Source organism: Thermocatellispora tengchongensis, assembly GCF_014202315.1.
Taxonomy (GTDB): domain Bacteria; phylum Actinomycetota; class Actinomycetes; order Streptosporangiales; family Streptosporangiaceae; genus Thermocatellispora; species Thermocatellispora tengchongensis.
In genome coordinates this window covers 317,281-340,071 of sequence record NZ_JACHGN010000013.1, presented here as the reverse complement: position 1 = coordinate 340,071, position 22,791 = coordinate 317,281, and the positions used below count along the sequence as shown (strand labels likewise).

Here is a 22,791-nt window from a genome sequence, read left to right as displayed (position 1 = left end):
GCCCTCGCTTGTCCGCCGCCGAAATGCGCGGAGTTCGTCGTCGACATCGGTGGTGCGGGCCCGGGCCGCCGCCAGGCGGATCGACCAGAAGCCCGATCAGACTTTCGCGAATCCTACTACCACTCCCCTATGTCACCTTATGGCGTTTCACCTGCGTCCGGCTCCCTCAGGGGGAAACGAGGCGCGGATGTCGCGGGGAACCGCCGATTACTACACCAAGCGACCGCCCCGGTCCGCAACGAACTGGGGCGGCTCCCGCACGATCAGCCCTTCAGGGGTCAATCAGGTTCCGTACATGCCGGCCGATGTCCGCATGCCGCTCCTCCAGCGACGACAGCACATACTCGGCCAGCCACCCGCGAGGCACCGACGTCAGCCGATCCAACTCCGCGACGCCGCCCCCACGGACCGACTCGGTCACGAGCCGCGGCCCCATCCACGTCGTTCCTCGCACCGGCACGACCACGACCATGTCGCTCTCGGCCGCGCGGTACAGGTCAGGCGACCCGATGAGAACGGGCGGCCCGAACCGCTGCTCACCCTGGGGCTTTGAGACGCCATACATCGCCAAAGCGTGGACCTCGGTACTCAGTCTGCATTGTGTCCTTTCTTCGACGGCCCATACCTTGGTGTGTCGATCTCGCGCGCAGCCGCCCGGACGTGGCGAGCGCAGGCCGACCTGGTCCAGCTCCGAGTGCACGGTCACGGCCTGGCCCGGTGTGGCCGCAGCCACCTCGATCTGTAGCCGGCGCCGCGGATCGGTCGGGTCCTGCGGGTTCATCGCTTCCCCTTTTCCTTGATCGGCCGGGTCACGGGGGTGGCAAGAGGTGCTGCCGACCCAGTGGTGGCAGGATAGGCATGAGGGATGTTTCACGTAATCGGCTTCGCTCGTGTGGTGTGACGGGGTGTATCACGGGAGCCCGAGGGGAGACGGATCATGCCAGGTGCGCAGGCCGAGCCAAATCGGCCGGGGTGGACGTTCCTGACGCATCACCTGCGGGTGCTGGCCTACCTCGCCGGCCATCCCAAGGCACGGCAGCGGGAGGTGGCCGCCGCGCTCGGCGTGACCGAGCGCACCGTGTTCGCCATCATCGCCGATCTGGCCCGGGAGGGGTATGTGCGGCGCATCCGCGACGGCCGCCGGCTGCGCTACCTGGTGGACCTGCGCCGGCCGTTGCGCCATCCGGCCGACGCCGGGGTGAGGGTAGGCGAGGTCGTCGGGCTGTTCACCTCGCCCGCCGCGCCGACCGGTGTCCCGGCGCGGAGTACCTCCATGTCTCGCTGTTGAATCCTCCCGGCCCTGAAAAGGCAGGGATTCCACGCCGTCGCCGGTCGGGCTTCCTGTTTCACTGCCGGTCGCCCGCCCGACAGGACTCTCGTTGATGTCTTACACCGGCTCCGCAGGCGTTTGACCTCCCCGCCAGCCGGTGGCGAGGATGTTCGCGGCCGCGTTCACATCCCGATCATGGACCGCGCCACAGGCGCAGCCCGTTCCCGGACGTCCAGCGGCATCGTCTTCTGCAGCGCGCCGCATGCCGAGCACAGCTTGGAGGAAGGCGACCATCGGTCCACCACCATCAGCGTGCGCCCGTACCAGGCCGCCTTGTACTCCAGCATCAAGCGGAGTTCCCGCCGGCTCGCATCGGAGATGGCGCGGGCCAGCCGCCCGTTCTTGACCCCGCGTCCTGGCCGGCGCGGCCCCATAGGAGCCGGTGCACTCCACTCCGGCCCGGTGCAGGACGCCGGAGGATCGCGCCCAGGCCAGCAGTTGCGCATAGCCGTCAGGGCCGGCGGGAAAGCCGCGGCTGTCCAGCAAGGCTCCCAGCCCGGTCAGGATCGCGGCTAGTAGCAGCCGGCGGCCTCGAAGTCACCGCCGGCTCCGCATCGTGACCCGAGCACCGCCGGCCGTTGGGGCGTTGCGGGTCACTCGGAGGGCCGGGGCCCCGCGGCGCGGCAGAGCCGGTTGGCGATCGCGAGTCCCAGCCCCTCCTCCACCGGCAAGGACGCGACGATGAGGTCGCACCCCCGCTGGTCGAGCTCGCGCAGAAACCCGTACAGCCCGCGCGCGTAGGCGGCCATCGAAGCGGGGACCGCCACCACGGCGTGCGCCTTCACCTCGGCGTCGGCGAAGGAGGGGGGAAGAAAGACGCCCACCCGGTGCCCCAGCTCCTGCGCGAGCTCCGCTTCGGCGACGACCTTCTCGGGCTCGACGAGGACGACCCGCGCACGTGGCGCGTAGTGTGACGGGTGCTGGCCCGGCACCCGGACGTGGCTCGTCGAGTGGACCGCAAGCGGGCGCCCCAGCACCGCTTCGAGGTCCTCGCGCGTCACCCCGCCGGGCCGAAGGACGCTCGGGGTGTCGCCCGTGGCATCGACGATGGTCGACTCGACGCCGACCTCGCTGGGGCCGCCGTCCAGCACGAAGTCGACGGCATCACCCAGCTCCGCACGGACGTGGTCCGCCGTTGTGGGGCTGACCGAGCCGAAGCGGTTGGCGGACGGGGCCGCGACACCGCCGCCGAAGGCCGACAGCAACGCGAGCGCGACAGGGTGGCCGGGCACGCGCACGGCCACCGTCTCCAGGCCACCAGTCGCTTCGAGGGGCACCCGGCGACCGCGCCGCAGGACCAGCGTGAGTGGTCCCGGCCAGAAGCGTTCGGCCAGCAGGCGCGCCGGCCCGGGCACGTTCTCGACCCAGTCGCCCAGGTGCTCCGCGCCGCCGATGTGGACGATCAGCGGGTGGGAGGGCGGGCGCCCCTTGACCTGGAAGACGCGCGCGACGGCGGCGGAGTCCTCGGCGTTGGCGCCCAGACCGTAGACGGTTTCGGTCGGGAAGGCCACCAGGCCCCCGGCGCGCAGCACACTGGCCGCCTTCTCGATGTCACTGGTTCTTGCCGTCATCCTCCCAATCCTCTCACTGTTCCGCTCTCCACATCCTGCGGTCTCGTCGGCGGTGACGCCGAACCAGGGCCGGGATACCGGGCGTGTGCCCGGACGCATGAACGCCGTCACCACGGCACCGGGGAACACCACCGGGACAGACTGACTCAGCGTAGAACCCACAGGCCCTACCCCGGCCGGTCGGTCACCGTCGGGCGTCGCCTGGTGGTGCAGGACTCCAACCCGGTAGGGCCGGCGCGCACGCAAGGCGTGTATGGCCGAAGACGATGGTCGTAGCCACTCCTCGCGGTGCCCACCGTAGTCGAACCCGTGCGGCGCGGATCATGTCCCTGCCCATCGCGGCCGAGTAGATGCGCTGGCGTACCCACACTCTGAGTACCGCTGCCGGCGTTCGCCGCCCGGCGCAGCGGGAACTCGGCGCGAGCTCGCGTCCTGTGCGGCAGGGTGCTCCACCGCGACCGCGTCTACAGCATGGCCTACCTGATCGACCGGGCCATCGTCTTGGGCGTCTCAGCCGCGGCGTATGACCCGCCGTCCCTGGCCGTGATCGACGCGCTGATGGGAGCACCGTACCCGAGCTGGCCGGAGCCGCTGCGCAGGGTGCTCCGGCGCTGTACCGAGCTCCGTTGACCCTCACCGCCCTGCTGCGAGCTCTACTGGGGCGGATGGTCCGAGTTCGGCGCCTGGCACAGGGTGCTGGTCCCGAACGCCCCGCGGGACCGCCTGGCCGGCTCCCGCAAAGAGAATTCACCAGCCCATACCCGGTACTGGCCCATCAGCTTCACGAACTCCTCGGTCGTGCGCGCCTTCGCGGGTTCGGCTTCAGGTCCTCGTACCCCTCCACATCGCCAACCGGGCCGAACGGCAGCGCCGACGGCCCGACCACCGACGGCGGAGAGATTTCGGCCCGCCTGTTGGAGGCCACAGCCTCCTTCCGAGCCTCGGCATGGTGCGGACCGACCAGGCCCGTACGGGTGCGAGCGTTGAGCGGGTCTGCCCCTCGCCACTGATTCCCGCTTGTTGCTGAGCCTTGCTCCGAGTCCAGCGGGCGCGAATTGGAGTTCCTGGGAAACGGAACGCCTCGCGGCGTTTCTCTCTCAGTCGGCGACCTCCGTCACCGTGCGAGGTCGAAGGGCCGCGGGTACGGTGCCGGCCGGTAGGTCCGGTATGCGTGCGTCGCGCCGGGGTCGAGCCGTGCCGCCGAGGCGTTCAGCGCGTTCGGGCCCGTATCGGGCCACCGGCCGGTGTCCACCCGCTTCTCCAGTGCGGCCAACGCCGCCATGATCTCCCCGGTGGTGAAGGTGCAGTGGCCGCCGCGATGGACGAACGCCTGACGGAGCGACTTCTCGTAGCCGGCGTCGTGTACCGCGTCGGCGTAGGCGCGCTGGCCCTGCACCGGCACGTCCGCGTCCCCGGTGGTGTGGATCGTGAACAGCGGGGTGCCCGGTCGTCCGGTGAACGTCAGGTAGCGGATCATGTACGCCACCGCGCCCGGATCGGCCGAGATCCGAGGTGCCCTGGCAAGGGTCGCGAGGTCCTCCGTGAGCGACAGTCCCGCGCGGGCGTAGAGCGCCTCGACTTCGGGGCGGACGGCGGAGCGGGCGAGCAGGTGTGCGTAGTTCACTCCGGTGTTCCACGACATGTTGCCACCAGCCCAGGTCTCCGCCTCCTGGCGGGCGGGCAGCCCTGTGTAGATGGTGTTGTGCAACTGCTCGTACTGGTTGCGTTGTGCGGTGTCGTAGTCGTCGGGCGCCGGCTCCGGCGACGACGCGGTGGTCCACGCCGGGATGTTGTGCAGTGCCGCGGCGAGCGCGATGCGGGCCCGGCCCTGGGGAGTGGCCTGTGCGGCGTCGAGTGCCGAGGTCAGCTCGGCCGCCGACGCGAGCGCGGAGGCCTGGTCGGGCAGGTCGGCGAGCGGCGTGTTGGACGTCGTCAGCAGGGTTCGGATGGCGAAGATCGGGTCGAGGGTGTTGTTCCAGCTGGCGACGGCGCCTGCCTGCACCCCACACATGGAGAGCGCGCCGGCGAACCGGTGGCCGTGCCGTTCGGCGAGGCCGGTGGTGATCATGCCGCCGAGTGAGGCGCCCCACGCGATGGTCCTGCGGGGCTTGCCGAACCGCTTCGCGAACTCCTCTACCGTGGACAACTGGTCGCGGAGCGCGTGTTCGAGTGCCCAGCCGGTCTCGGCGTACGACGACCCGATCAGGGCGTACCCGTGGTCGAGCGCCGCGGTCCGGACCGCGGCGCTCGGAGCGTTCTGAGCGGGGTTAGGTGTGCCGTCGGGGGTGTAGCCGTGGCTGTACACCAGGACCGTCCGGTTCCAATCCCTCGGCACGTCCATGACGTAGGTCGCGCCGCTCGGGAGCGCACCTTCGACATGGGACGGTGGCGCGGCAGCGGGCGACAGGAGCCCGGCCACGAGTGTGGTTGCGAGCAGGAGCTTCACGATCGTTCCTTTCGGCGGAGCGCGGGCACGGTCCCACGCGGGATGAACACGACCACCAGCGACAACCCGGAGAGGGCGTCAGCGCTCTTCGCCCGGGCGGTAGACGCAGCTCGATCGGCGGGGTTGTGGCCGGAGCTGCGCAAGGAGTTGAGCGATAATCCGTTGGAATTCGGGATTTATGCCGGTCTCGTAACTGATCTCGTGGTTTGTCGCCAGCGGGTGATCAGCCGGTGACGGCGAGGTTGTGCAGGAAGGCGATGCCGGATGCGGTGACGCCCAGGGTGTGGCCGGCGCGGCAGTGGTCGCGCCGGATGTTGTGGGTCTTCATGCGGCCCACTCCAGTGCGGCGCTCTGGTGGCGCAGCCCGTGCCGTTGGACGAGATGGTGACGACTCGATCCCGAGCCGCCGGACCTTGCGGTGACCGGTCATTGGGACGGCGGCGCGTGACCCTTCTCGGGGTTGCGCACGGCCGGCACGACGCGTGCGCCCTTGGCGGCGAGGGCACACGCAGCGGCGCGGCCGATCCCGCTTTGTTCGCACCGGTGACGACGGCGCGACCTTCTGTCATAGCGGGAATGCCGAAGACCCGAATGTTGTCATGAGCTACATTGTAGTCACTGGAAACAATGTTGTCAACGAATACCTTCCGCTATCGTGGGACAGTGCCATCTGCGACCGACGAGCGGCCCTACCACCACGGGAAACTCCGCGCCGCGCTGCTCGAAGCGGCCGAGCGCCACCTGCGGGGACGCGGTGCGGACGAGCTGTCACTGCGCGATCTGGCGCGAGAGCTCGGCGTCAGCCACGCCGCACCGCGCCGGCATTTCGCGGATCGTCAGGCGCTGCTCGACGCGCTCGCCGAAGCCGGGTTCGCCCGGCTGGACACGGCGCTGCGCGCCGCACTGGCCGCCGCGGAGGCGGACTTTCCGGCACGCGTACGGGCCGCCATGACGGCCTACCTGCGTTTCGCCACCGAGAACGCGGCGCTGCTCGATCTGATGTACACCAGCAAGCACCGGCCGGGCGCGACACGGATCGGCAAGGCGGCCGAGGCGCCGTTCGGGCTGATGAACGACTTGATCGCGCAGGGACAGGCACAGGGCGCCCTCGAACCAGGTGCCCCAGAACGGATCGGCATCGTCCTGTTCGCGACCCTCCAGGGCATCGCCTCGATCATCAACGGCAGCATCGTCAAACCGGAACTCCTCGACGACCTCGTCGAAACCGCCGCCCAACAGTTCCTCCGAGGAGCCCGCCCGCTCACCGGGAACTCCTGACGGAATGAGCGTCACCGCCTGGCAGGCAACGCCGCAGTAGATGGTTGCTCACCGATCTCATCCTGAGGCTCTACCAGCACCACACCCCCAGGCTCCTCGGCCGCCCCCTGATGTTGCCCGCGGATAGCCACCTGCTCAGGCTCTGTCGCCGCGCCCCGCCACGGCATCGACCAACTCGATCACTCGCCCAGGCCCGCGCGGTCAACGTCACCGCCCCGGGACCGCGACCCCGGCACCGGAGGCCCCGCCGCCGAGGCCGCCGAGGCCGACCTGGTCGTGCAGTACCAGAAGGTCTCCCTCCAGGAGGCCATGTGGTGGCACCCGGTGCACACCCACGACGCCGCCCACATCTGGCTGCGCGAGACCGCGGCCCGCGTGCGGGCCCCACCGGCCGTACGCGGGCAGGCCGGCATCGCCGTGGCCGCGAGCGTGACCGGCCGGTGCTCATTCCCCGACTCCCAGATAGTCACGGAGCACGACCCGTTCGTCCAGTTCCGCGGACGGCCCCTCGTACGACACGCGTCCCTTGCGCAGCAGGACCGCCGTGTCCGCGAACTCCAGCGCCCGGCCCACGTACTGCTCGACGAGCACCATCGCGACCCCGGTCGCGGCGATGCCGCGCAACGCGGCGAAGATCTCATCCACCACGATCGGCGCGAGGCCCATCGAGACCTCGTCGATGAGCAGGACCTTCGGGTCGGTGACGCAGGCGCGGGCGAGCGCGACCATCTGCTGCTGCCCGCCGGACAGGGTGCCGGCGGTGGTCTTCAGCCGTTCCCGCAGCGCGGGGAACACCGCGACGGCGCGTTCGACGGCCTCGCCCAGGCTCGCGCCGCGGGGGATCTGCAGTCGCAGGTTCTCCTCGACGGTGAGGCCGCGGAATATGCCACGGCCCTCGGGGATCAGGCACAGGCCGCGCCGCGCCCGGCGGTACGGCGGGTGCCGCGTGGCATCGGCGCCGTCCAGGCGGACGCGTCCGGCCGACGGCACGACCGTCCCGGCCGCGGTCCGCAGCAGCGTGGACTTCCCGGCGCCGTTCGCGCCCAGCACGGCGACGATCTGCCCGGTGCCGACGCTCAGCGACACGTCCCGCAACACCGTGGTCGTCCCGTAGCCGGCGGTGACGCCGTCCAGAGCGAGGATGGTCATGTCAGCACCTGGTCCGGGTCCTGGCCGAGGTAGGCGTCGCGGACGGCGGCCGAGGCGCCGGCCTCCCGCGCCGTGCCCTCGAAGATGAGCTTGCCGAAGTCGAGCACGTAGACGTGGTCGCAGAGCCGGTTGATCAGCGCGAAGTCGTGCTCGATGAGCAGGATGCCGAGGCCGCCCTGCCGTACGACGGTGGTGAGGATGTCGCCGAAGGACTCGGTCTCGGCGCGGTCGAGCCCGGAGGACGGCTCGTCCAGCAGGAGCAGTTCGAAGCCGCCCGCCACGCACCGGGCCAGTTCGACCAGCCGGCGCTGCCCGGTGGACAGCGTCGCCACGCGCCGGTCGGCGATGCCGGTCAGTCCGCACAGGTCGAGCGCCGCGCGCGTCCGGCGGTCGATCTCCGCCCGCTGGGCGCGCGGTACCACCATGTGGGTGACGGGGTTACGGCCGGCGTGGCGTCCTTCGCGGCCGAGCGCGACGTTCTCCCGTACGGACAGGGTGTCGAACAGTTCCACACGCTGGAAGGTACGGCCGAGGCCGCGCCGCGCCCGAGCGGCAGTGCCGAGCCGGTCGACGCGCCGCCCGCCCAGCACGACCGAGCCCGTCGCGGGGCGGACGTAGCCGGAGCAGGCGTTGAACACGGTGGTCTTGCCCGCGCCGTTCGGGCCGATGAGCCCGGTGATCCGGCCCGGTGGGACGCTCAGCGAGACGCCGTCGACGGCCACCAGACCGCCGAAGCGCACGGTGAGGCCGCGTACGCCGAGCGACAGGCCGCGTCCGCCGGCCGCCGGCGCCTCCGCCGGATCCCCGGGGCCCTCCTGCTCCGGGGGTTCGGGGGGACGGCGGGGCGCCGGCGCCGCGAGCCGGTCCAGCAGGCGCCGGACCGCGGCCGGCAGGGACGGCGGCGCCGGCTGGATCGCCGCGTGCAGGGCCACCAGGCCGAAGACGAGGGTGAGCGCGCTGGTCACGGTCGCCGCGCCGGACACGTACGCCGGGATCAGGACCTGTCCCGCCGCGGCCACCACCGCGTACCAGGGCAGGCCACCGACGGCGATCATCGTGAGCGCGAACAGTTGCAGCGACACGATCGGCTGGTAGGACTCCGGTCCGACGTAGCCGACGGCCGACCCCGCCAGCGCGCCCGCGACCGCCGCCATCGACGCCGAGAGGCAGAACACCAGCACCTTGGTGACGTTGATCGACGCGCCGGACGCGATCAGGCCCGCCGGGCTGTCGTTCATCGCGCGCAGCAGGCGGCCGAGCCTGCCACGCTCGACGACCACGACGACCAGCGCGGCGAGCACCGCGAAGGCGAGGACGACGTAGAAGTAGCCGGTGTCGCCGGCCAGCGGGCCGACCTCGGGACGCGGCATGGTCAGGCCGAAGCCGAGCGGGCCGAACATGTAGGGCTGGCCGTAGAACATCTGCTGGAGCAGCATGCCGAAGCCGAAGGTGGCCAGGGCCAGGTGCAGCCCGGAGAACCGGATCGCGGGCACGGCCAGCAGGGCGCCCACCGGCGCGGCCACGAGCCCGGCGAAGGCGAGGGCGGGCAGCCATGGCAGGTGGAGGTCGGACATGCCGTGGGCGAAGGCGGCGGCGCCGATGGCCATGAAGCTCACGTGGCACAGCGACACCTGGCCGGACAGCCGGACGAGCAGGCCAAGCGACAGGAACAGGATCGTGTACGCCACGAGCTGGGTCCAGGCCGTGATCTGTGCACCGGCGAAGAAGGGGGCGAGCAGGAGCACCGCGAACAGCGCGGCGAGCCCGCCGGCGCGCACGGTCCACGGAGGCGTCCAGGAGCCGGCCGCGGCACGGGCCACGAGCCTCCCGTCTCCGGGCGTACGCAGCCGGGGCGCGAGGAGCAGAAGCAGGAACAGCACGAGGAACGGCAGCGCGGGCGCGAGGCCGCCCGCCAGGCTGGTCGCGTTGAGGAACTCCTTCTGCAGCAGTGCCTGCCCGACGCCGATGACCAGGCCGCCGGCATAGACGAGGGGCAGGTTGGTGAACGCGCCGAACGCCGCCGCGCCGAAGGTGGTGACGATCAGCAGGGTGAACGTCGTGGAGTCCAGCGGCAGCAGCGGCACCAGCAACACGCCGGAGACCGCGGCGCCGCACGAGCCGAGCAGCCAGGCGACGCGGCGTACCCGGGCCGGGCCGGTACCGAAGGTGTCCAGCAGTTCCGGGTCCTCGACGACCGCCCGCATCTCAGCCCCGATCCGGGCGAACCGCAGCAGGAGGGTCAGGGCGACGGCGGCCGTGAGGGCGAGCGCGACGATGATCACCCGGTAGCCGGCCACCGGCGTGCCGAGGATCGATATCGGCTCCACCGGCAGGAACTGCGGGACCGAGCGCTGGATGCCGGGCTGGTAGATCAGGTCGATCGCGCCCTGGATCGCCAGCAGCAGCCCGATGGTCCCCAGGACCTTGACGGGCAGGGGCCGCGACTGCATGTGGCGCGCCAGCCACTCCAGCACCAGGGCCAGTGCCGGGCCGGCGCCGAGGACGCACAGCGCCGCCGCGACAGGCCAGGGAAGGCCCTGCTGGACGTGCAGGAAGTAGAACAGGAACGCCGAGACGCTGGCGAGCGCGCCGTGCGCGAAGTTGAACACGCCGGAGGTCTTGTAGGTGAGGACCAGGCCCATCGCCGCAATGGCGAAGATGGAGCCGGTCGTCAGGCCGGCGAACACGAAGGTCGTCATCGCGGGTCAGCGCAGCGACGCGAGGACCGGCTCGACCAGCGGGTCGAGCTTCGCGGGATCGACGCAGACGGGCTTGCCGTCGTCCAGGGCCTTGAACTCGCCATAGGGCGACCACCGGAAGTAGCACCTCGAGAAGGTCGCCTTCCCCTTCTCGAAGGCGATCGGCGGGACGATCCCGTCGAGGGTCTGCCCCTTCAGGCCGTATATGGCGTCCCGCAGCGACGCGGAGGTCACGGGCCCCTCGACCGTCGCGGCGGCGGTGCCGAAGACCTGCATGGAGGCCCACGCCCGCAGCGCGACGGAGTTGTCCTGCTCGGTGCCGATCATGGAGGGGGCGTACTTGCTCAGGGCGTCCCGGTACTTCTTGACCCCGGGCACGCCGGTCGCGAAGAAGGGGGCGACCGGGTCGAGCACCACGCTGCCGTCGTAGACCGGATCGGTCTTCCAGGTCAGGTTCGTCAGGGCGCCGCTGATGATCTGCTTGGCCGTCAGGCCCTGCTGGGCGCAGGAGTCGTTCATGCGCTCGGCGAGCTCGTTGGACAGCGAGTTGAACACCGTCCGCACGCCCGCGTCCTTCATCTGCTGGCAGTACGCGGTGAAGTCGGCGGTGCTCGCCGGCACCTTGGTCGCCACGGGCACTTCGACGCCCTGGGCCTTGACGAACAGTTGCATGAGCTGAGCCTGCTGGGCGCAGCTCGGCTGCTCGGCGCAGTAGACGACGCCGAGCGTGCCGCCGAGCGCCTTGGCCTGCTCGCCCAGCCCGTACGCGACGGCGAAGGCCGAGCCCTGGGCGTTGAAGTTGCCGGGGTTGAGATAGGAGTCGGTCTCGGTGACCGCGCTCAGCACGGGGACGCCCTTGCTCGCCGCGTACGGGGCCCAGGCGCTGACGCCGGGATCCTGGTTGGCGACGATGGCGATGACGTGATCCCGCTCGATGAGCTCGCGAACCGCGGTCGGCGCCGCCCCCGGGGACGCGCCGATGTCCTTGGTGACGATCCTGACCCGCTTACCACCGATGCCCCCGGCGCCGTTCACGGTCTCCACCCAGGCGTCGAGCACGCTGGGAACCGCGCCGTAGGTGCTGGAGAAGGTTCCGGTGTAGGGGCCGAGCGCCCCGAGGACTATCTCGTCGCCGGAGGCGCCCCCCTGCGCCCCGCAGCCGGTGGCGGCCGACGCGACGAGGAACGTCGCCGCGGTGACCGCCGTGAATGTCTTGTGCGGACGGTGAGCTGTCACGGTTCTCCTCAAGTGGTTCGAGGGGATGCATGGAGCGGGAGAGGACAGTCAAAGTTGACTGCACGATACGCGCCGAGGGCAGCCGTAACAAGCCCGTAACCGCGGGCGGATTCAATCAGGGCCTGACCTTGGCCCACCGCTCCAGGTCCAGCGCGGCGGCCAGCGAGCTCTGCACGGCGCCGAGCGTCGCGAACTCCTCGGCCATCCCGGCGTCCCGGGCGCGGCGCAGCGCCGCCTTGGCTCGGGCGAGGGCGGGCCGCGACCGGCTCGCCAGCGTGGCGACCATGGCGGAGACGTGCTCGATGAGATCGTCCGCCGGGACGACGGCGTTGACGAGCCCCCATTCCAGGGCCTCCCGCGCGCCGATCGGCCGGCCGAGCAGGACGAGCTCGGCGGCGCGGGTCGCGCCGACCGTACGGGTGAGCATGTGCGCGCCGCCCATCCCGGGGACGAGGCCCACCTTGACCCACGAGCAGTCGAAGGTGGCCTCTGTGGCGGCGACGCGCAGGTCGCAGGCGAGGGCCAGGTCGAATCCGGCGCCGAGGGCCGGGCCGTTCACGGCCGCGATCACGGGCACCTCCGCGGCCGCGATCGCCCTGACGAGCCCCTGGAAGCGGGCGTACACGACGTCCGTGACCGCGATCGGCCCCTGGGCGGCGACCGCGACGAGGTCGGCGCGGTCGCCGCCGGAGCAGAACGCCGGCCCCGTCCCGGTGAGCACCACCGCCCTGACGTCGTCCGGCGGGTCGGAGAGGGCGTCGATCAACGCGCCGGCGAGATCGAGCGTCAGCGCGTTGCGGCGATGCGGGCGGTCGAGGACCACCCACATCCCGGCGTCGCGGCGCTCGACCCGCAGGCCGTCCACTGCCGGCTGGTTCATGGCTCCAGCGTAACAGCCGTCAGTCAGATCTGACTGTCACAGCAGGTCGGGGTGGCCGCTCGCGCGGGCGGCGTCCAGATCCAGGTACACCGGATGGGGCTGGCCGGTGGCCTTGGCGGACAACCGGACCTGCCGCGCTCGACGATCACGGTCGCCGGGGGCCCCGAGGTCCGATGACCGAGGGGAATCGGCGCGGTGCGACCTCCAACGGTGCGGCATGGTCGATCGACGACAGTCAACGAAGACTGCTACTCCTGCCGCCGCCAACCATTGCCTCACCATCCACTCCGGTTCTACTGTGAGTCACAGTTGACTGTCTTCCCTTCGAGGAGGTTCCACGTGAGTGCGGACGTGCGTGTCGCCGGCGTCGGGATGGTTCCGTTCGCCACGCCGAGCGCCGGCAAGCGCTATGAGGACCTGGCCCGCGAGGCGATCCGGGCCGCTTTGACCGACGCCGGGCTTGCGCTCGACGATGTCGGGCACGCCTTCGCCTCGTACGTCTACGGCGACTCGGCCTGCGGCCAGGCGGCGCTCTACGAGGTCGGCATGACCGGGGTCCCTGTCGTCAACGTGAACAACAACTGCGCCAGCGGCTCATCGGCGCTGTGGCTGGCCCGCCAGACCGTCGCGGGCGGCGAGACCGACGTGGCGCTCGCGTTCGGCTTCGAGCAGATGCGGCGCGGCGCCCTCGTCGAGCACTGGCCCGACCGGCTCGGCCCCGCCTCCCGCTACCTGGACCGCCACGACGACCTGTACGGCACCGAGGAGGGCGTGCCCCTGGCCGCCCAGCTCTTCGGCGGGGCGGGCCGGGCGTACATGGAGGAGTACGGCATCTCGGCGGAGGTCTTCGGCATGATCTCGGTCAAGGCGCGCCGGCATGCCGCGCACAACCCGTACGCCGTCTTCCGCGACCCGGTCACTCTTGAGGAGGTCATGGCCTCGCCGCACATCTACGGCCCGCTGACCCGGCTGCAGTGCTGCCCGCCGACCAGCGGGGCCGCGGCCGTCGTGCTCGTCGGCGCCGAGTACGCGCGGCGGCGCGGCCTGCCGGCCACCGGCGCGTCGCCGGTCAGGCCCTCACCACCGACCGCCCGTCGAGCTTCGAGGGCGACATGCGCCAGGTCGTCGGGTACGACATCACCGCCGAGGCCGCGGCCATGGCCTACGAGCGGGCGGGCATCGGTCCCGAGGACATCCCCGTGGTGGAGCTGCACGACTGCTTCACCGCCAACGAGCTGATCACCTACGAGGCGCTGGGCCTGACCCCCGCCGGCACGGCGGAGAAGTTCATCATGGACGGCGAGAACACCTACGGCGGCCGGGTGGTCACCAACCCGTCGGGGGGCCTGCTGTCCAAGGGGCACCCGCTCGGGGCCACCGGCCTCGCCCAGTGTGCCGAGCTGACCTGGCAGCTACGCGGCACGGCGGGCGGGCGTCAGGTCGAGGGCGCCAGGACCGCGCTCCAGCACAATCTGGGGATCGGCTCCGCCTGCGTCGTCACGGTCTACCAGGCCGTGGACTGACCAGGTCCCGCATCGGAAGGTGAGGCGAAGTGACTCCCAGCACTCCCACGACGTTCGGCGAGGCGATCAGGGACCTCGCCGAACAGGCCCCGGACCGGCCTGCCGTCACCTGCGCCGGCCTCACGATCACCCGCGCCGAACTGGACCGGCGGAGCAACCGGCTCGCCCGCGCCTTCGCCGGCGAGGGGGTGCGCCCCGGCGACCACGTCAGCATCGCCCTGGACAACGGCCCGGACTTCATGGTCGCCGCGTTCGCCGCCTGGAAGCTCGGCGCCGTCCCCCAGCCGCTGTCGGCCCGGATGCCGCCGGCCGAGCTCGACGCCGTCCTGGACATCGTCAAGCCCGCCGGCGTCGTCGCGGCCGGGCGGGCGACACGGTTCCCCGCGCTGCCCCTCGACGCCGACGGCGAGGACGACGGCCCGCTGCCCCCGGCCGTGTCGCCGTCCTGGAAGGCCACCACGTCCGGGGGCAGCACCGGCCGGCCCAAGGTGATCGTGACCGACGCGCCGGCGCTGGTGGACACCGTCACCCCGCTCGCCCTGCTCGCCGGGATGCCGCGGGACGGCACGGCCGTCGTCCCCGGCCCGCTGCACCACAACGCCCCGTTCTTGTTCAGCGTGCTGGCGCTGCTGCTCGGCACCCACGTGGTGCTCCAGCATCGTTTCGAGGCCGAGCGGGTCCTCCGCGACCTCGACGCGCATCAGGCCGGCTGGCTCTACGTCGTGCCGACGATGATGCAGCGCATCTGGCGCCTCGGCCCGGAGACCCGCGACCGCTACGATCTCTCCCACCTGCGCCGGGTGGTGCACATGGCCGCGCCGTGCCCACCGTGGCTCAAACGCGAATGGATCGGCTGGCTCGGCCCGGAGCGGATCCTGGAGATCTACTCGGCGACCGAGGGGATCGCCGCGACCGCCATCGACGGCGCCGAATGGCTCACCCGCCCCGGATCCGTGGGCCGCCCCGTCCTCGGCGAGATCACGATCCTGGACGTCCACGGCCGCGAACTTCCGCCCGGCGAAGTGGGCCACGTGTGGCTGCGCCGCGGGCCGGATGCGCGGCCCGGGTACCACTACGTCGGCGCGCGGCCGAGGACCCGCGACGGCGGCTGGGAGTGCTACGGCGACCTGGGCTACCTCGACTCCGACGGCTACCTGTTCCTCACCGATCGGGAGAGCGACATGATCCTCGTCGGCGGCGCCAACGTCTATCCCGCCGAGATCGAGGCCGCGCTGGGCGAGCACCCGGCCGTGCTGGACTCGTGCGTCATCGGCATGCCCCACGAAGACCTCGGCGCCGTGCCGTGCGCCATCGTGCAGACCACGGGCGCCGTGACGGCCGACGAGCTGGCCGCGTTCCTGCGCGGGCGGCTCTCGGCGTACAAGATTCCCAGGACGTTCGAGTTCACGGCCGCCCCGCTCCGTGACGACGCCGGAAAGGTCAGGCGTTCCGCCCTGCGCGGCGAGCGGCTCCGGCGCGGCGTCGCCGGCGCGCCGAGCCCAGGCTGACGGCGACGCCCGGCTGGAACGGGGAGACCGGTGGCTCGCGCGTTCGGTGTCGGCGAGACCGTCCCAGCCGAAGGCGGGCCGCCGGGGCCGGTCCCAGTGCCGGCGCCGCACGCCCAGCGCGCAGGCCAGGAAACCCGGAGCGCCCGCGATCCGCGGCACGCCGCCGAGCCGGCCTGGCCCTGTGGGCCGGACTCGGGCACCTGTATCGCGAGGGGAACGCCCTGTGATTCTCACTTGCCGAGCAGGCCCTGAGGGCACCAGCGTCGGCTTGGCCCGGTCACGATGATGATCAGAACGCCGCAGGCCCCATACCCGATCTCTCGGGCATGGGGCCTGGCTGAGCTTTGTTACTCAATCCCGCTCTTTGGCCTTCCGGCTCTCGCGATCCGGTCCTCACAGCCACCAGATGGTGGTGCATTCAGCAGAGCCGGTCAGCCGATGGCGTTGATCGTCCAGTTGACCCCGATCCGGGAGCGGCTGCCGAATCGACCGTTGTCGTTGCCGGGATAGAACCACAGGTTTCCACTGCCGTCGTGGGCGACCAGGTCGGTCTTGCCGTCACCGCTCAGATCCATGGCCGCGACCTTGTAGTTGCTCCAGCCGGTGCCGGATTGGGTACGGCCGGCAAGAGTGACACCGTTCTGGCTCGTGTTGGCATAGAACCAGAGCTCGCCTGCGGTGTCGATCGCCATGACGTCGGCGCGGTCGTCGCCGTTGAAATCGGCGGGGAAGATGCGGAAATCGGTCCAGCCGCTGCTGCCGATCGCCGTCTTGCCGCCCCCGTCGGGGTAGTAGTACAACGCGCCGTTGCCGTTGTTGATGCCGAACAGATCCGCGCGCGGCGTGCCGTTGGCGTTGCCTGCGGCGTGGACGTAGTCGGCCCAGCCGGTGCCGATCTGCTGCCTGGCGCCGGAGATCAGCTGTCCGCTCCGGTTGGGATACATCCACAGAACGCCGTCGGAGTCCTTCATGACGACGTCGGCCAGGCCGTCGGCGTCCCAGTCGGTGACGATCCATTTCAGGGAACCCCACCCGCTGCCGATCTTCACCCGGTTGCTGACGCTGACGGTGGTCAGTCCCGAGCCGCCCTGGTTCGGATACATCCACAGGTCACCGGCTCCGTCGGTGATGATGACATCGTTGCGGCCGTCCCCGTCGAAGTCGTGATTGTTCAGCGCAGGCGTGAGCGAAAGCCGGTTCCAGGTCTGAAGAGTGGACAGGACGCCCTTGAAGTGGCCGCCGAGGCTGGCGGCGCCGGTCTTGTGCGCGCCCACGCGCAATGCGCCGGTGGCTTTCCACTTCGCTGTGTGGCGGACGCTGGCGACGTTCCGTCCGTTGACCCAGAGGATCACGATGCCGGTGGCGGCCTTGTAGGTCACGGCGACCTGTGACCAGACACCTGCCGGAGCACTTCCCGCGGGTGCGGTGACGGTGTCCCAGACGGGACTGGCCACGTCGGATCGGCTCATGGCGAAGCGCCAGGATCCGTTCTCGGCCCAGAGTTTGAAGCCGGCGGTGTTGACGCCGTCCTGGGACAGAACGGTGCCATCGCCGGCGGGTTTGGCCCAGGCGCTGAGGCTGAAGTCGGCATCGGTGACGACGGCGGGGCCAGCGGCCGAAAGGGTTCCGGTGGTGCCGTTGAGTTCGACGGCCGGGCTGAAGGTGTCGCCGATCTTCCAGGTCGCGCCGGCTGTGTCGGTCAACGGGAGGCCGGTTCCGGTGAAGGCGCTGTCGGCGGCGGCGCTGACGGCGGTGCCCGGAGTGGCTGTGGCGGGCAGGTCGGCCAGGGACCAGGTGTGGTCCGCCGTGGTGGTGGTGATGGCGTTGACCCACGTCGCGAGGTCGTCAGCGCGGGCGGCGGTGAGGGCGCTGCCGTTCCCGGCGGTGTCCGGGCACCCGGCCTGGCCCGCCTGACTGAGCACGGCGGCGATCTTGCCGCCGTGGAGGACGGGCGCACCAGCCATGCCGCTGCACAGGAGCGGGCCGGCCGCGGCGGTCAGCGTTGTAGGGGTGGAGGCGGTGAAGGTGATCTGCGCGCTCTGCTGCCGGTCGGTGGTCCAATCGGTTGCCGTCGCGGCGGCGCGGCTGTGGCCGACGGTGGACAGCTCGACACCGGTGGGAGCGGCGGCGGCCAGCGGAATCGGGGTGATCCCTTCGATCGGGGTGGCCAGCCGGGCGAGGACCACGTCGCGCCCGGGACGCGGGCTCAGCCAGTCGACCTTGGTGGCGGACTTACCGGGGAACGTGACATAGGTCGCGCCGACCGGCGGGCCCTCGGCCAGTTGGGGCTGGTTCGGATCGGTGGCCAGGCAGCTTGCGGCGCCGAGCACCCAGCGGGGTGCGACCAGCGTCGCGGTGCACTCGCGGCCGACGGTGGCGATCTTGCCGACCGCCGTGTGCTCGCCGGTGCCCGGCGCTGGGCCGGTGCCGGCACGTAGCTGCAGCAACATGGTCGGCGACGCGTTCGGGTCGGCGCCCAGACCGACCTGAGTGCTGCCGTCCGGATCCACGTCGACGGTGAGCTGTTCGCCGTCGTCGCTGCGCAGCTGCGCGGTCACCTGGTGACCGGTGCCTTCCCGCTGGCCGTCGCCGCGGATCTCGAACACGCCCGGAACTTCGAGGTTCAGCACGCCGGCGGATGCGGTCACCTTGAAGCAGAGCCGGCCGATCCCGTCAGAGCCGATGGCTTCGTCGGTGGTCCAGACCTTCAGCAGGCCGATGTCGCCCTGTGCCGGCGTGGCGCAGTCGGCCAGAAGGATATGGCCGTCGCCGGAGATCAGCCTGACATTCTGAGCCGCCAGGATCTCCGCCGCGCCGGGGTAAGGGTGGAGGCCGTCGTCCACCAGCGACGGAGGCGAGATCGCGGATGCGCCGGCCGGCGCCGGCCCGACCGCTACGGATAAGGACGCTGCCATCGCTGCGACGACGCCCAGCGTCGCCCAGCGTGGTGGAGAACTCATGATCAGAAACCTCCGGTGACTCCCCCGGCCCGTGCCATCCGCGGGTTGAAACGAGGCTAGAGACGCCCGGTATGCGGATGGTATGTCCGCCAACCTCCGGTATTGCCCGGCATTCAAGCATTGTGTGACACTCCGCAGTGCTGAATGGACGGTGACCGGTTTCGCCTCTTCAGCGCTCCCATGTGTGCGAAGAACCGAGCGGTGACGGAGGCTGTACGTGCATGCGTGGATACCGACCGTGAACGGGCGAACGCACTCCGGTGCGGTGCGTCGGCAGGCGACGATCGCGGTACTCGTAGTCCTGACTCTGCTGGCCGGCATGTTGCGGGTGATGCCGGCACATGCCGAGCAGCCGCTCGCCGCTGATCGCTCCCACGTGGTGGTGGCCTGGCAAGAGGGCGGCCCGCAGGTCCGATTAGCGGCCGAGGCGGCGCTGCTGGGCTCGGACGAGCAGGTCAGCGCGTTCCTGGCCGGAGGATGGCGCCAGGCTCAGCGTCTCGACCAGCGGGACACCCTCGTGAGCGTCATCAGTAACGGTGGCCCCGCGTTGCGCGCGAAGGCCCAGGCCGCCCTGGACGCCGACGCGGCAGGTGATCAGAACGCGATCGCCACGTTCTTGGAAAGCGGGTGGCAGGGCCCGTCGGACATCGACGCGCGCGTGTCGGTGAACCAGCTGATGAGCGCCGGCGGCGAACAGGTCAAGCAGGCGGCGCAGGCCGTACTGGACTCCGGAGATACTCAGGCGCTGCGGGAGTTCCTGGAGTCAGGCTGGCAGACGCAGTGGAACACTGACCAGCGGCTACGGATCAACCAGGCGATGGCTACCGGCGGCCCGCAAGTACGCGCCGCGGGCCAGAAGGCGCTGGACGAGGGTACGCCGGAGGCGCTGGAGGCGTTCCTCTCCTACGGCTGGGCGGTGGCGTCGGCGCGAGACGACGAGACCGCGACGCTGGAAGATCTGCTCGGCCAGGCGGAGGCGGCCGCTGCGCTGGCGAAGCAGGAGACCACCCACGCCACCGGCGAGGCCGACCGCGCCAGGGACGCCGCAGCCGCGGCGCGACGGTCCGCGGCGGAGGCCGCCGAGGCGACCGAAGCTGCGCGCGACAACATGGCCGAAGCGAAGGCGCAGGCCCAGCGGGCGGCCAGGGCGGCGCAGAAGGCGGCCGATGCGGCGCGGGTGGCCGTTGAGGCGGCAGCGGCGGCGAACCGGGCGGCGCGAGTCGCCTCCACCGCGGCGGCGCGGGCGGCGCAGATGGCGTCGAAGGCCAGCCAGAAAGCCACCGCGGCTTACCGGGCGGCCGCCGAGGCGTCAGTGGATGCCAACAGGGCGGATGTCGCACGACAGGCGGCGCAGGAAGCCAATGCGATCGCCCAGCAGACGCGAGATTTCGCCACCCGGGCGGAAGAGGCGGGCAAGGCGCTGGCAAACGGCCAGAAGGCCATCGAATCGGCCAGGGCTGCGGCGGAGCACGCCCTGGCGGCAGCGGCCGCCAATGACGAGGCGGTGCGGTACGCCAACGCGGCCGGCGCGGAAGCCCAGGAGGCGGTCGCTGCGGCGGCGAGGGCGCGGGCCAACGCCGAGCGTGCCGCCCGGGCGGCACGGGCAGCCGAGGAGTATCTCCAGGAAGCCATCAGCGCCGCGGACAACGCGCGGAAGGCCGCCAACCGGGCAGCGGCCAACGCCGAGGCCGCAGCAATCGCGGCCCTCGATGCCGCGGAGCACGCCGGCGAGGCCGCCGAGGCTGCGCAACGCGCCACCGACCACGCCAACGCCGCCACCGCTGCCGCGCAGGAGGCGCTGGACACCGCAGAGCAGGCAGACGCCGTGTTCAAGGCAGCGCGCGCCGCCGACGCCGAGCGCTTGGCGGTGGCCCGGGACGAGGGGCTGGAGATCGCCCGTGCCGCCAACGCCGAGTACGAGGCACAGCAACGCGTCGCAGACTGGGACGTCGACCAAGCCGCCAAACGCGATGCGGAAACCAACAGGCTCATCGCCGTGGTGCTGGACCCGGCCACCGAGCGTGCCGCCGCGGTGGCGGCGGCACGCAGGGTCGCGCTCAACCTGGCCGGCGGCCAGGGCGCCTGGACCAAACAGGCGGCGCTGGCCGCGCTGGGCAGCACCGACGATCTCGTTCTGGAGTTCGTCCGCACCGGCATCCCCAACGCCGTGGCACAGGACAACCGCATTGCGGTGATGAACCTGGCGGTGACCGAGAACGCCGCTTTGGCGACGGCGGCCAGGAGCGCGCTGGCCGGCAGCGATCAGACGGTCGCGACCTTCCTGCGTACTCAGAACTATCCCGGCCGCTACAGCGCGGACCGGTTGAAGGTCAACCAGATCCTGACCGCGGCCAAGGCGTCCGGCGACGTCGTTCTGGCGCAGCGGGCCCAGCAAGCACTCGACACCGACACGCTGCAGGCGTTGCGCGACTTTCTTGACACCGGCCAGTACACGGCGGCGGCCATCGGTGACCGGGTGCGGGTCAACCAGATCCTGGCAAGCCCCCACAGCGGACCGGAGGTGAAGGCGGCCGCGCAGATCGCCTTGGAAGGACCCGCGCCGGGCCTGAAGCAGTTTCTCACCACCGGCCGGTTCACCGCGGCCGAGCGGGATCATGCGAGCGCGATCCATTTGGCTGTGGTCTCCGGTCTGCTCACGAAGATCAGCCAGGCCGCCGAGACGGCTGTGCAGTATGCGCTGGAAGCGCAGGCCGTGGCCGCCCGCGCCCGCGACAAGGCCCTGGAGGCCGCATCGTACACTCAGCAGGCGATCGATTCGGCGCAGCGGGCTTCCGGGTATGCCCAGCAGGCGAGCGACTACGCCGATCAGGCTGCTGCCTCGGTGAGCAAGGCCGCGGCCGCGGTCAAGACCGCCCGCGAGGCGGCCACCAGGGCCAACACCTCGGCTCGCAGCGCCATCCGGTCGGCCACCTGGGCGGTCGCCTCCCACGAGATCGCCATCGACGCCGCCAACAGGGCCTATGCAGCGGCCGGCAGCGCCTACAGGTCGGCCACTGAGGCCGGCCTCGACGCCGAGGCGGCCGTCGCAGCGGCCAATGAGGCCTACGAGGCTTACGAACATGCCGCCGGCGTGGAAATCCACAAATGCATTGTCGAGTACACAAGGGACGATTACGCCAAGCTGGAGGAGTTGTACGGCCTAGAAGAGGGCGGATTCTATAGCAACTGCATCGAGAACGTCATCGGAGATCCGGAGGACCTGGCCACGCGGGCCTACATCAACTCCGCCTTCTGTGACATATATCCGCAAGACAGTCAGTCTTACCAGAACTGCATCAACTCCACCTTGGACCCTGCGTTCCAGGGAATGCAACGATACATTCTCACCTTCCAGGCGATCAAGTACGGGTACACGTTGTTCGCTGCGGGGTGGGCTCCCCTCACCGCGGGCTGCAGTCTCACTCGGGTCTGCGGAGCGGTGCTCACCGTCGTCGAAGTCGGCATTGAGATCTCCCGCCTCATCAATGGTGACCAATCGCTGGGCAAGACGCTGCTCAACATCGGCACGATCGTTCTCGAAGAGCTGGTCGCCGCCGGGATCGGCAAGCTGGTCAGCGCCGGCTTCCGGGCTCTCAAGAACGCCTACACGGCTGCCAGAACGGGCTCGGACGCGGTCTCGGAAATCCGAATAGGCCTTATCAGGAGCAAGGAACAACTGGTCCTCGCGCACGTCCGGGCGATGGAGGCCAGCCTGCATTCCGCCGGCAACTACACCTCCCCCAGCGGCACTGCCTTCTTCTGGTCCGGCCGCACCGAGACAGGAAATGAGAAATACTTGTCCGCGGGACCTGACGAAGCCGCTGAAATCGCGAAGGAAAAGGGCGGAACCACGCTCGAAATGCTCATGGACAGCCGCGGAATCCCACAGGCGATCTGGCGTAGCAGAGATATGGATTGGGACCCCGCGGAGGTGCCATGGGACGCCATTAAAGCCCAGGTGAACGCCGTGTGGAGGCGGGTGTCGCAAGCCTATGCCCGGAATGCCTCCGGCGAGGTCCGAGTAGTGCTCGGAGAAAGCGTGCAACCGTCGGGCGTCTGGAAGACCGTGGAATGCTTCGAGCTGCTGCTCAACCCCAAAGTCACCAAGATCATCGTCATCGACCTGACCACCAGGGAGGAGCAGAGGGTCATCACGGACCGCTCCCAGTGCTAGCCCGACATGCGTCGTCATCCTGCCCGTGTGGTCAGTT

General features: G+C 70.7%; 15 protein-coding genes and 1 pseudogene. 7 read left to right on the top strand and 9 right to left on the bottom strand.

Going from position 1 to position 22,791, the window contains the following annotated elements:
* Positions 1–271: 271 nt before the first annotated feature.
* Entirely contained in the window at positions 272–781 is a 510-nt protein-coding gene (locus HNP84_RS29425) for a hypothetical protein (protein WP_185053170.1), read from the bottom strand.
* Positions 782–937: 156 nt separating this feature from the next.
* On the opposite strand from HNP84_RS29425, the gene HNP84_RS29420 reads away from it, so the two are divergent.
* Entirely contained in the window at positions 938–1,288 is a 351-nt protein-coding gene (locus HNP84_RS29420; RefSeq protein WP_185053169.1) for a helix-turn-helix transcriptional regulator, read from the top strand.
* A gap of 35 nt (positions 1,289–1,323) precedes the next feature.
* On the opposite strand, the pseudogene HNP84_RS29415 reads toward HNP84_RS29420, so the two are convergent.
* Positions 1,324–1,677, bottom strand: a pseudogene (locus tag HNP84_RS29415) (zinc ribbon domain-containing protein); the annotation flags it as partial.
* Between the two features lie 246 nt (positions 1,678–1,923).
* Complete coding sequence (locus HNP84_RS29410) at positions 1,924–2,901, bottom strand: L-threonylcarbamoyladenylate synthase (RefSeq protein WP_185053168.1); 978 nt, start codon at positions 2,899–2,901, stop codon at positions 1,924–1,926.
* A gap of 444 nt (positions 2,902–3,345) precedes the next feature.
* Between HNP84_RS29410 and HNP84_RS29405 the strand changes: the two genes are divergently transcribed.
* Complete coding sequence (locus HNP84_RS29405; RefSeq protein ID WP_185053167.1) at positions 3,346–3,531, top strand: hypothetical protein; 186 nt, start codon at positions 3,346–3,348, stop codon at positions 3,529–3,531.
* Between the two features lie 484 nt (positions 3,532–4,015).
* Here the strand turns inward: HNP84_RS29405 and HNP84_RS29400 are convergent, their stop codons facing one another.
* The gene (locus HNP84_RS29400) at positions 4,016–5,347 is read right to left on the bottom strand and encodes a prolyl oligopeptidase family serine peptidase (RefSeq protein WP_221336895.1); all 1,332 of its coding nucleotides are present in this window, start codon (positions 5,345–5,347) and stop codon (positions 4,016–4,018) included.
* Positions 5,348–5,974: 627 nt separating this feature from the next.
* Between HNP84_RS29400 and HNP84_RS29395 the strand changes: the two genes are divergently transcribed.
* On the top strand, positions 5,975–6,625 hold the full coding sequence (locus HNP84_RS29395; RefSeq protein WP_221336894.1) for a TetR/AcrR family transcriptional regulator: 651 nt from the start codon (positions 5,975–5,977) through the stop codon (positions 6,623–6,625).
* A 444-nt stretch (positions 6,626–7,069) separates the two neighbouring features.
* Here HNP84_RS29395 and HNP84_RS29390 read toward each other — a convergent pair whose 3' ends face one another.
* The 4 genes from HNP84_RS29390 to HNP84_RS29375 form a co-directional block, all read right to left on the bottom strand.
* The gene (locus tag HNP84_RS29390; protein ID WP_185053166.1) at positions 7,070–7,774 is read right to left on the bottom strand and encodes an ABC transporter ATP-binding protein; all 705 of its coding nucleotides are present in this window, start codon (positions 7,772–7,774) and stop codon (positions 7,070–7,072) included.
* Complete coding sequence (locus HNP84_RS29385) at positions 7,771–10,473, bottom strand: branched-chain amino acid ABC transporter permease/ATP-binding protein (RefSeq protein ID WP_185053165.1); 2,703 nt, start codon at positions 10,471–10,473, stop codon at positions 7,771–7,773. Before HNP84_RS29385 ends, HNP84_RS29390 begins: the two co-directional genes overlap by 4 nt.
* 6 nt (positions 10,474–10,479) lie before the next feature.
* The gene (locus tag HNP84_RS29380) at positions 10,480–11,709 is read right to left on the bottom strand and encodes an ABC transporter substrate-binding protein (RefSeq protein WP_185053164.1); all 1,230 of its coding nucleotides are present in this window, start codon (positions 11,707–11,709) and stop codon (positions 10,480–10,482) included.
* Positions 11,710–11,824: 115 nt separating this feature from the next.
* The gene (locus HNP84_RS29375; RefSeq protein ID WP_185053163.1) at positions 11,825–12,589 is read right to left on the bottom strand and encodes an enoyl-CoA hydratase/isomerase family protein; all 765 of its coding nucleotides are present in this window, start codon (positions 12,587–12,589) and stop codon (positions 11,825–11,827) included.
* Positions 12,590–12,928: 339 nt separating this feature from the next.
* On the opposite strand from HNP84_RS29375, the gene HNP84_RS29370 reads away from it, so the two are divergent.
* Genes HNP84_RS29370 through HNP84_RS29365 form a run of 3 tightly spaced genes read left to right on the top strand, consistent with a single transcriptional unit; the run spans position 12,929 to position 15,620 of the window.
* Positions 12,929–13,828 carry a thiolase family protein gene (locus HNP84_RS29370; protein WP_312925940.1) on the top strand — a complete coding sequence of 300 codons (900 nt, stop codon included), beginning with the start codon at positions 12,929–12,931 and terminating at the stop codon, positions 13,826–13,828.
* Positions 13,747–14,112, top strand: coding sequence for a thiolase C-terminal domain-containing protein (locus tag HNP84_RS53625; RefSeq protein WP_246518842.1), 366 nt, complete (start codon positions 13,747–13,749; stop codon positions 14,110–14,112). The genes HNP84_RS29370 and HNP84_RS53625 overlap by 82 nt, the downstream gene beginning before the upstream one ends.
* A 29-nt stretch (positions 14,113–14,141) precedes the next feature.
* The gene (locus HNP84_RS29365; RefSeq protein WP_185053162.1) at positions 14,142–15,620 is read left to right on the top strand and encodes an AMP-binding protein; all 1,479 of its coding nucleotides are present in this window, start codon (positions 14,142–14,144) and stop codon (positions 15,618–15,620) included.
* 431 nt (positions 15,621–16,051) lie between these two features.
* On the opposite strand, the gene HNP84_RS29360 is transcribed toward HNP84_RS29365, so the two are convergent.
* A complete protein-coding gene (locus tag HNP84_RS29360; RefSeq protein ID WP_185053161.1) occupies positions 16,052–18,580 on the bottom strand; it encodes an FG-GAP-like repeat-containing protein in 2,529 nt (842 codons plus the stop codon).
* A gap of 238 nt (positions 18,581–18,818) precedes the next feature.
* Here HNP84_RS29360 and HNP84_RS29355 point away from each other — a divergent pair, with 238 nt between their 5' ends.
* Positions 18,819–22,754 (top strand): ALF repeat-containing protein, encoded by a 3,936-nt coding sequence (locus tag HNP84_RS29355; protein WP_185053160.1) that lies wholly within the window; start codon positions 18,819–18,821, stop codon positions 22,752–22,754.
* Positions 22,755–22,791 lie beyond the last annotated feature (37 nt).

What these genes read in the sequence shown, in the direction of transcription:
- HNP84_RS29425 (WP_185053170.1), bottom strand. Translation starts at nt 781, where the DNA reads ATGAACCCGCAGGACCCGACCGATCCGCGGCGCCGGCTACAGATCGAG.
- HNP84_RS29420 (WP_185053169.1), top strand. Translation starts at nt 938, where the DNA reads ATGCCAGGTGCGCAGGCCGAGCCAAATCGGCCGGGGTGGACGTTCCTG.
- HNP84_RS29410 (WP_185053168.1), bottom strand. Translation starts at nt 2,901, where the DNA reads ATGACGGCAAGAACCAGTGACATCGAGAAGGCGGCCAGTGTGCTGCGC.
- HNP84_RS29395 (WP_221336894.1), top strand. Translation starts at nt 5,975, where the DNA reads ATGTTGTCAACGAATACCTTCCGCTATCGTGGGACAGTGCCATCTGCG.
- HNP84_RS29390 (WP_185053166.1), bottom strand. Translation starts at nt 7,774, where the DNA reads ATGACCATCCTCGCTCTGGACGGCGTCACCGCCGGCTACGGGACGACC.
- HNP84_RS29385 (WP_185053165.1), bottom strand. Translation starts at nt 10,473, where the DNA reads ATGACGACCTTCGTGTTCGCCGGCCTGACGACCGGCTCCATCTTCGCC.
- HNP84_RS29375 (WP_185053163.1), bottom strand. Translation starts at nt 12,589, where the DNA reads ATGAACCAGCCGGCAGTGGACGGCCTGCGGGTCGAGCGCCGCGACGCC.
- HNP84_RS53625 (WP_246518842.1), top strand. Translation starts at nt 13,747, where the DNA reads ATGGCCTACGAGCGGGCGGGCATCGGTCCCGAGGACATCCCCGTGGTG.
- HNP84_RS29360 (WP_185053161.1), bottom strand. Translation starts at nt 18,580, where the DNA reads ATGAGTTCTCCACCACGCTGGGCGACGCTGGGCGTCGTCGCAGCGATG.